Here is a 9,255-nt window from a genome sequence, read left to right on the forward strand (position 1 = left end):
GATCAGGCGCCAGGGCGGGTCGTCGGGCGTCAGCGCGGCCGAGATCGCGGCCGAGGCGACGAAACAGGCGACCATGCCCCAGGCCAGGACCCTGAGGACGATCAGGGCGACATAGCTGGCCGGGCGGTCGCCGAGCCAGCCGGCGCAGACGATCGCCACCGCCAGGGTCATCATTGCCGGCAGCACGCCATGGGCGACCGTGTGCACCAGCGCCGCCGCCACCCGGCGCCGCAGGGTCGGCACGGTTTCGGACGGGCGGCGGCCGAACCGGCGCAGCAGCCAGCGCCGCGCCAGCCACCCGATGCCGAGGACAACGGCCGCGAACAGGATGCGGCGCGCGATCTCACCCACCCCATCCCAACCCGGACCCAGCTGGTCCTGGAACGGCAGCAGCAGCCGCGTCACCAGATAGCCGGCCTGGTCGGGGATCGGCGTCCAGGTCTTCGGGTCGAAGGCGGCCGGCGCCACCGTCAGCAGGTCGCGCCGGAACTGGTCGACGCGCGCGGCATCGGCGGTCTGCTGCAGCAGCTGGGCCTGGGTCCTGATCGCCTCGGCCTGCCGCACCTGCCCGTCATATTTCGCCAGGGCGTCCGCCAGCTGCTGTCGCTGCTTCGTCACATCGGCCGTTTCCGGCGGCGCACCCTCGGCCGGCGGCGGGCCCAGCGCGTCGCTGACCTGCTTGATCTTGCCGAGGGTGTCCCGCGCGGCGTCCGCCGCCGCCTGGGACTGGTCGATCACGTCGCCCAGCCGGCTGCGCGCCGCGTTGTAGTCGTCCTCGGACAGGTTCTGGGCCGAGAACTGGGTATAGAGCTTCCGCAGCGTGTCCTGCCATCCCGCATTCTGCTTGTCGAAGTCCGGGTTGGTCTGGGCCGCGGCCGGCAGGGCGGCGCAGACCAGGGCGAACAGCAGCAGCAGGCGGGGAAACAGCGCGCGAAGGGTCATGGGCCGGCCGGAAGGACACCGCGATGGACAGGGGAGGAGCCTCCACCCTGCATGCCAAAGCGGCGACAAGAAGGCGAGACCGCCCGGCGTCGCAGCAGCAATGCATCCGATCGCCGGGCCGGGCGGGGCGTGATCAGGCCGTGGCCAGGGGCCGGGTCCTCTTGCTATGAATGCGGGATCGATCGGCCGGGTCGCGCCCACCCGGCCGGCACGGCGAGAAAAGAGCGATCGGGGAGACCCCATGAGCAGCGACACCAGCCTGTTTCCCGTGTCCGATGACTGGGCCAAGCGCGCCTGGGTGGATGCCGCCCAGTACAAGGCGATGTATGAACGCTCGGTCAGCGACCCCGAGGGCTTCTGGGCCGAGCACGGCAAGCGCGTCGACTGGATCAGGCCCTTCACCAAGGTGAAGGACACCAGCTACACCGGCGACGTCCATATCCGTTGGTTCGCCGACGGCACGCTGAACGCCGCCACCAACTGCATCGACCGGCATTTGGCCAAGCGCGCCGACCAGACCGCGATCATCTGGGAAGGCGACGACCCCAAGGACAGCCGCCACATCACCTATCGCGAGCTGCATGAGCAGGTGTGCCGGCTGGCCAATGTGCTGAAGGCGCGCGGCGTCAAGAAGGGCGACCGGGTCACCATCTACCTGCCGATGATCCCGGAGGCGGCCTACGCCCTGCTGGCCTGCGCCCGGATCGGCGCCGTCCATTCCGTGGTGTTCGGCGGCTTCTCGCCCGACAGCCTGAAGGACCGCATCCTCGACTGCGGCTCGACCGTGCTGATCACCGCCGATGAAGGGCTGCGCGGCGGCCGCGCCGTGGCGCTGAAGGCCAATGCCGACGAGGCGCTGAAGAGCTGCCCGGAGGTCGACAGCGTCATCGTCGTCCGCCGCACCGGCGGCAAGGTCGGCTGGACCGAGGGCCGCGACCTGTGGCTGCACGAGGCCGCCGCCAAGGTTTCCGCCGACTGCCCGCCGGAGGAGATGGGGGCCGAGGACCCGCTGTTCATCCTCTACACCTCGGGGTCGACCGGCAAGCCGAAGGGGGTGCTGCACACCACCGGCGGCTATCTGGTCTACACCGCGATGACGCACCAGTACGTGTTCGACTACCATGACGGCGACATCTACTGGTGCACCGCCGATGTCGGCTGGGTCACCGGCCACAGCTATATCCTCTATGGCCCGCTGGCGAACGGCGCGACGACGCTGATGTTCGAGGGCGTGCCGAACTATCCGGACACCTCGCGCTTCTGGCAGGTGGTGGACAAGCACAAGGTCAACATCTTCTACACCGCCCCGACCGCGATCCGTGCCCTGATGCGCGACGGCGAGGAGCCGGTGAGGAAGACCAGCCGCGCCTCGCTGCGCCTGCTCGGCTCGGTCGGCGAGCCGATCAACCCCGAGGCTTGGCTGTGGTACCACCGCGTGGTCGGCGACGGCCGCTGCCCGATCGTCGACACCTGGTGGCAGACCGAGACCGGCGGGATCCTGATCTCCCCGCTGCCCGGCGCCATCGCCCAGAAGCCCGGCTCCGCCACCCTGCCCTTCTTCGGGGTCAAGCCGCTGATCGTCGACAATGACGGCAAGCCGCTGGAGGGCGCGACCGAGGGCAATCTCTGCATCGCCGACAGCTGGCCGGGCCAGATGCGCACGGTGTTCGGCGACCATGAGCGCTTCGTGCAGACCTATTTCTCGACCTTCAAGGGCCTGTACTTCACCGGCGACGGCTGCCGCCGGGACGAGGACGGCTACTACTGGATCACCGGGCGGGTGGACGACGTCATCAACGTCTCCGGCCACCGCATGGGCACGGCCGAGGTCGAGAGCGCGCTGGTCGCCCATACCAAGGTGGCCGAGGCCGCGGTGGTCGGCTATCCGCACGACATCAAGGGCCAGGGCATCTACGCCTATGTCACTCTGATCGCCGGCGAGGCGCCGACCGAGGAACTGCGCAAGGAACTGGCGCAATGGGTGCGCAAGCAGATCGGCCCGATCGCCACGCCGGACCTGATCCAGTGGGCGCCGGGCCTGCCGAAGACCCGCTCCGGCAAGATCATGCGCCGTATCCTGCGCAAGATCGCCGCCAATGAGCATCAGGCGCTGGGCGACACCTCGACCCTGGCCGACCCGGCGGTGGTAACCGACCTGGTCGACAACCGGATGAACCGGGGGTAGGCGCTTCAGGCTCCCAGGCTGGATTGAAAAGCCAATCTAGTCTAGACTGGTCCACATATTGCGGGAGGTTGCCATGTGGACTGTCCAGGATGCCAAGGCCCAACTGTCCGAGATCCTGCGGCGCGCCAAGGCCGGCGAGCCGCAGGTGATCGGAACGCAGGATCCCTGTGTCGTGATCTCCGCCAAGACGTTCAAGGCGCTGACCCAGGCTCAGGACCGGCATCTCGGTCGCTGGCTGGTCGAACATGCGCCCGCCGGGATCGAGATCGAATTGCCGCCCCGCGCTGAGGCTCGGACAGATCCGTTCGACGAGAACTGAGCCTCAGCGGTGACGAAATACATCCTCGACACCAATGTCGTGTCGGAACTGGCAAGGCCTGCCCCGTCGCCCCAGGTCATCGCGTTCCTTCAGCGCGAGGCGGATCTCTGGATGAGCACCATCCTGTTCCATGAGTTGGCGTACGGCCTGGAGCGAGTTCGCGATGCCGCCCGCAAGCCAAAGCTGTTGGCCTTCATCGACGCCATGAAGGCCCGGTTCGAAAACCGCACTCTCGTCGTCGATATGGCGGTCGCCGAGACGGCCGGGCGCCTTCGCGCCTTCGCAGCGACCAGGGGCCGGACGCTGGCCCCGCTGGACTCCTTGATGGCGGCCACCGCGATCGCGCATGACGCCACGCTGGCTACGCGCAATACCAAGGATTTTCTCGATCTGGGCGTAGACGTTATCGACCCGTGGCTCGCCGCAGCGAACACCAACGCACCGAGAGATTGAGCCTCCCTCGACACCGTCATCGCGAGGAGCGAAGCGAGGTGGCGGTCCAGGGGCAGTGCCGCTGGATCGCCACGCCCCTGCGGGGCTCGCGATGACGGTTTTGAACTTCTGGATCAGGCCCGCACCGCCACCTCGCGCAGCCTGACATCGGCGCGCGGGCCGGGGCGCAGCAGCGTCACCAGCAGCGCGGCGACCAGGCCGGCCGCGGCCAGCACGTAGAGGCCGGCCGCGGTGGACTGGAAGCTCTGCTCCACCGCCGTCTTCACGTTCGGAGCGAAGAAGCCGCCGAGATTGCCGATCGCGTTGATCGCGGCGATCCCGCCCGCGGCCGCCGCCCCGCCGAAATAGCCGGTCGGGAAGGTCCAGAAGATCGGCTGCGAGGTGATGATCCCCATCGTCGTCAGGCACAAGGCCGCGATCGCGAGCGCCGGCGGGGCGCTGGCCGAGATGACGAGCCCGGCGGCGATGCCCAGCAGCGAGACGACGGCGAAGCTGCGGCGATAGCCGGTGCGCACCGCCAGCCCCGGCCAGACCGTGGCCGCCACGATGGCGCAGGCCCAGGGAATCGCCGAGACCAGGCCGACCAGCAGCCCGACCTTCATGTCCAGGAGGGCGGCGACCTGGGTGGGCAGGTAGAAGGCGACGCCGTAGCCGCTGATCTGGATCAGGAAGTAGATCGCCGCGAAATGCAGCAGCCGCGGGTCGGTCAGCACGGCGCGGAAGCCGACCCGGCCGGCGGCCTGCTTCTCCCGCTCCTCGGCCGCGATCACCCGGCTCAGCGCCTCGCGCTCCTCGGCCGGCATCCAGCGCGCCTCGGACGGGCGGTCGCACAGATAGAAATAGGCCCAGACGCCGACCGCGGAGGCGAGCAGCCCCTCGATCAGGAACATCAGCTGCCAGCCATGCAGGCCGAACAGCCCGTCGAGGTCGAGCAGCACGCCGGAGATCGGGCCGCCGAGCATGAGGGCGAGCGGCGAGCCGAAATAGAACAGCCCCATCACCCGGCCGCGCGCCCGGGCGGGGAACCAGTAGGTCATGAACAGGATCGCGCCGGGGAAGAAGCCGGCCTCGGCCGCGCCGAGCAGCAGCCGGATCACCGAGAACGAGGTCTCGCCGTGGGCGAAGGCCATGGCCGCCGCCACCAGCCCCCAGGTCACCATGATCCGGGCCAGCCAGACCCGCGCCCCGATGCGGTGCAGCACCATGTTGCTGGGCACCTCGAAGGCGGCGTAAGTCAGGAAGAAGATGCCGGCGCCGAAGGCGAAGACCGCGTCGCTGAGGCCGGTCGACGCCTGGTAGGCCTGCTTGGCGAAGCCGATATTGGCCCGGTCCAGATAGGCCATCATGTACATCAGGATCAGGAATGGCACGAGCCGCCACGTCGCCCGCCGGATCGCGCGGTCCAGCAAAGCCTCGTCCGGCGGCGCCGCTGCCGGCGCCGGTGGTGTCGTCGTCATCTTGGCTCCCTCTCGGCTGTTGTGGTTCCCGCCCGGGCCGGTCCGGGCGATCGGCTACAGGACCTTGCTGGGGTTGAGCAGCCCGCGCGGGTCCAGCGCGTCCTTCAGCCGGCGCATCAGCGCCAGCTCCGCCTCGCTGCGCACATAGGGCAGGAACGGCTTCTTGGTCAGGCCGATGCCGTGCTCGGCCGACACCGTGCCGCCGAACTCGCGGACCATGGCGTAGACGGTCTCGACGATCTCCTGCTTCGGCTGCGGCTCGGCGCCGGGCACGCCGGCGACGATATGCAGGTTGCCGTCGCCGATATGGCCGTAGAACAGCGCGAAGATGCCGGGCAGGCGCTGCTCCAGCGCCGCGCGGCAGGCCCGGACATAGTCGTCCATCGCCGCCACCGGCAGGCCGATGTCGAAGGATTCATGCGGCCCCAGCACCTGCCTGAACTCGGCCGCCGCGTCGCGCACGCCCCAGAAGGCCCGGATATCGCCGAGCGACTGCGCCACCGCCGCATCGGCGATCACGCCGTCCTCGGCCTGGCGCTCGAGCCAGGCCTGGAAGCGTGGCCCGTCCACCGCCTCGTCGGTGCCCTGCGCCTCGACCAGAACATAGCCGGCATGGCCGCCAGAGATCGGGCTGCGGATGCCCGGCACCTTCTGCGTGACCACGTCCCAATAGTCCGGCCACATCACCTCGAAGGCCGACAGCAGCGGCCCCAGCCCGCGCCGGGCCGCGTTCAACAGCCGGACCGTGTGCCCGTAGCTGGACAGGCCGCACAGCGCCGCCATGGTGCAGCCCGGCTTCGGGAACAGGCGCAGCACCGCCCGGGTGATGACGCCCAGCGTGCCCTCGCTGCCGATGAACAGGTGCTTCAGGTCGTAGCCGGCATTGTTCTTCAGCATCTTGTTGAGGCTGGTGACGACCTCGCCGCCCGGCAGCACCACCTCGATCCCCAGCACCATCTCGCGCGCCATGCCGTAGCGGATCACCCGGTTGCCGCCGGCATTGGTCGAGAGGTTGCCGCCGATGGCGCAGGAGCCGCGGGCGCCAAGGTCGAGCGGGATGAGGAAGCCGGCCTCGTCCGCCGCCTGCTGCACCGCCTGCAGCGGCGTGCCGGCCCGCACCGTCATGGTGGCCGAGGCGGTGTCGATCTCCTCCACCCCGACCATGCGCTCCAGCGACAGGGCGACCGAGCCTGCCACCGGCCGGGCCCCGCCGCACAGCCCGGTCAGCCCGCCCTGCGGCACCACCGGGACGCCGTGCTCGGCACAGATCCGCATCGCCGCGGCCACACCCGCCGTGTCGACCGGGCGGACCACCGCCAGCGGCCGCAGGGGGCCGAGCGTGCTCCAGTCGGATTCGTTGCGGGCCGGGATGTCGGGGCCGGCCAGGACCGAAGCAGCGCCGAGCGCGGCGGCCAGGGATGGGATCAGGGCATCCGGAAGCCGGTCGGAGGCCGTCGCCTGCTGCATCATCCTGTCCTCCCTCTCGCCCGGACCTGCCGTCCACGCTCGCCGCGCCGGTTGCGATGCCTAATTCAGGCATCCAATCCGCAACGTCATGTCCGACATAACATCTGACATGTCAGTGAGGCAATGGTGAATGTCGGACAAACCGTTCAGGCACGAGCGAGCGGCGAACGCGGCAGCCAAAAGCGAGGGATAGGCTTCGCCGCGCTCGCAATGACGGTTCTTCGTAAGAGCGGTCACAAACTCGGCGTCATGAGACGCCGGTCAGCCGATGGCGCGCAGCGCCACCACCGCCGCCACCCCGACCAGGATGGTGGCCAGCAGCGGCAGGCGGGTGGCGGCGAGGGCCGTGACCAGCGCCGCTGCGGTCTCGGGCCAGCCGGTGGCCAGCACCATCGGCGCGATCACCGCGGTCAGCACCGCCGGCGGCGCCGCGTCGAACGCCGCCTTCATCCGGCCCTGCAGCCGCAGCCGCCCGGCCAGGAAGAGGCCGGAGATGCGGGTCATATAGGTGACGACCGCCATGCCCAGGATGGCGGCCAGGGTCGCGGGGTCGATCCTCATGCCACAGCCTCCTCGGGCTCGGCCGCCAGCCAGGCGGCGGCGATGCCGGCCAGGGCACCGGCCGCGACATGCCAGGGCGGGCCGGCGAAGCGGTAGACCAGCGCGGCCGTGACCAGGCTGGCCGCGATGGTGAATGTGCTGCGATGGCCCCGCCAGAAGCCGACCACCAGGCCGATGAACAAAGCGGTGAAGGCGAAATCGGCACCGATCCGGGCCGGGTCGCCGATCGCCGCCCCGATCACGGCGCCGAGCGTCCCCCAGACCAACCAGTTGAGATAGAAAAAGGCGCCCATCCCCAGGAAATAGGCCGGCGTCAGCTCGCGCCCCGCGGCCCGCCGCTCCGCCATCGCCCAGTTCTCGTCGGCCATCACGGCGTAGCCCAGCAGGCGCTGGGTCCAGGTGAAATGGCCGGTGCGGCGGGCCAGCGACAGGCTCATCAGGATGTGGCGGGAGTTGATCAGCAGGGTCGACACCACCAGCGTCGCCACCGGCACTGGCCAGGACCACAGGTCGATTGCCGCGAATTGCGCGCCGCCGGCGAAGACCAGGGCGCACATCAGCGCCATCTCGGCCGGCGACAGCCCCTTGGCGGCGCCGAGCGCGCCGCAGAGGAGGCCGATCGGGATCGCGGCGATGGCGGGCGGAAGGATGTCGCGGATGCCGTCCAGGGCATCGCGCCGGAGGTCTCGGGTCATGCGGCAGCCGATTGGGGTCAGAGGTGGAAGCCGGCCCGGTAGGCGCCGGGGGCGACGCCCAGCCGCGCCTTGAAGGCATGGGTCAGATGGGCCTGATCGCAGAAGCCGGTGGCGGCGGCGACCTCGGCCGGCGCCTCGCCCGCCCGCAGCCGGCGACGGGCGGCCTGGACGCGCAGGTTCAGCAGATAGGCGTGCGGCGTCATCCGCAGCTCGCGCCGGAAGGCGCGGATCAGGTGGTGGCGCGACACCCCAGCCTCGGCGGCGAAATCGTCGAGCGACAGCTCCTCGGCGTAGCGGTCGCGCATCAGCTCGGTCACCCGGGCGATGCGGCCCGAATCCGGCGCCGGCTCGGCCGGGCGGAACGCGGCGTGGCGGATCAGGCAGCGGCCATAGGCGCGCAGCAGCAGCTCGTCCATCGCCAGGGCGTCGCCCCGGGCCTGGGCGGCGAAGGCCTCGGCGAACAGGGCCGCGGTGTCGGGGTCGTGCACTGCCGGCTGGGGGAAGAATGGGGTTTCGGTCACCGGCCGGCCGGCGATCTCCGACGCCAGGCGCCGCATCAGCGCGACCGAAGGATAGGTCATGCGGTAGCGATAGCCGCCGCCATAGGGCTCGCCGTCATGCGCGTCCTCCGGGTTCACCAGGGCGAGATCGCCGGGGCCGCCATAGCGCTGCTCGCCGCGGGCGAGGAAGGTCTCGCAGCCGGCGAAAATGCCGCCGATGGCGTAGGTCTCGTGCATATGCAGGGCATAGCGATGGGTGCGGAACGTCGCCTCCAGGCATTCCAGCCCGTCGAAGCCCGACGCCGTGAAGAACCGCGACCGCTCGCCCTGCGCGAGCGGCTCGGCCGCCACCGCCTGTTCCTGCGTGATGCTGTCCATCGGCCCGATCATAGGCCCGGCCGCCTCCCCGTCTTGTAGAAAATCGGCATGGCGGACGGCGCCCCGCTTTGCGCCGTCACGACCGATACACCCATCGGGCATTGGCCGAAGGACGCCCGCAGGCGCGATAGTCTGCGAGCAATGCAGGGAACGAACGCCATGAGCACGATCAAGGAAGTGCAGTCCTGGAGCGCCGAGGGCTATGCCCGCAACGCCCGCTTCGTCGCCGACCTCGGCCAGCCGGTGCTGGAGCTGCTGGCGCCGCGGCCGGGCGAGCGGCATCCTCGATCTCGGCTGC

9 protein-coding genes are annotated in these 9,255 nt (G+C 70.0%); 3 read left to right on the plus strand and 6 right to left on the minus strand.

Annotation, left to right across the window (positions count from 1 at the left end; all coding sequences use genetic code 11):
• Positions 1–942, minus strand: a 942-nt coding sequence (locus P409_RS17325) for a hypothetical protein (RefSeq protein ID WP_034840118.1), incomplete at its 3' end; no start/stop codon positions are given.
• Between the two features lie 241 nt (positions 943–1,183).
• Between P409_RS17325 and acs the strand changes: the two genes are divergently transcribed.
• The 3 genes from acs (at position 1,184) to P409_RS17340 (ending at position 3,899) form a co-directional block, all read left to right on the plus strand.
• Positions 1,184–3,127: an acetate--CoA ligase gene (gene acs, locus P409_RS17330; RefSeq protein WP_034840121.1), complete on the plus strand. Its 1,944-nt coding sequence runs from the start codon at positions 1,184–1,186 to the stop codon at positions 3,125–3,127.
• A gap of 73 nt (positions 3,128–3,200) precedes the next feature.
• Positions 3,201–3,446, plus strand: a complete 246-nt coding sequence (locus P409_RS17335) for a type II toxin-antitoxin system prevent-host-death family antitoxin (RefSeq protein WP_034840124.1) — start codon at positions 3,201–3,203, stop codon at positions 3,444–3,446.
• Between the two features lie 9 nt (positions 3,447–3,455).
• Positions 3,456–3,899, plus strand: coding sequence for a type II toxin-antitoxin system VapC family toxin (locus tag P409_RS17340; RefSeq protein WP_034840127.1), 444 nt, complete (start codon positions 3,456–3,458; stop codon positions 3,897–3,899).
• A gap of 113 nt (positions 3,900–4,012) precedes the next feature.
• On the opposite strand, the gene P409_RS17345 is transcribed toward P409_RS17340, so the two are convergent.
• From P409_RS17345 to P409_RS17365, 5 genes are all read right to left on the minus strand, one after another.
• Entirely contained in the window at positions 4,013–5,356 is a 1,344-nt protein-coding gene (locus tag P409_RS17345; protein WP_081991584.1) for an MFS transporter, read from the minus strand.
• 54 nt (positions 5,357–5,410) lie between these two features.
• Positions 5,411–6,823, minus strand: coding sequence for an FAD-binding oxidoreductase (locus tag P409_RS17350; RefSeq protein ID WP_034840140.1), 1,413 nt, complete (start codon positions 6,821–6,823; stop codon positions 5,411–5,413).
• Between the two features lie 261 nt (positions 6,824–7,084).
• On the minus strand, positions 7,085–7,384 hold the full coding sequence (locus P409_RS17355; RefSeq protein WP_034840130.1) for an AzlD family protein: 300 nt from the start codon (positions 7,382–7,384) through the stop codon (positions 7,085–7,087).
• Entirely contained in the window at positions 7,381–8,079 is a 699-nt protein-coding gene (locus P409_RS17360) for an AzlC family ABC transporter permease (RefSeq protein ID WP_034840134.1), read from the minus strand. Before P409_RS17360 ends, P409_RS17355 begins: the two co-directional genes overlap by 4 nt.
• Positions 8,080–8,096: 17 nt before the next feature.
• Positions 8,097–8,957, minus strand: a complete 861-nt coding sequence (locus P409_RS17365; RefSeq protein WP_034840142.1) for an AraC family transcriptional regulator — start codon at positions 8,955–8,957, stop codon at positions 8,097–8,099.
• Positions 8,958–9,255 lie beyond the last annotated feature (298 nt).

Source organism: Inquilinus limosus MP06, assembly GCF_000767795.1.
Classification (GTDB): domain Bacteria; phylum Pseudomonadota; class Alphaproteobacteria; order DSM-16000; family Inquilinaceae; genus Inquilinus; species Inquilinus limosus_E.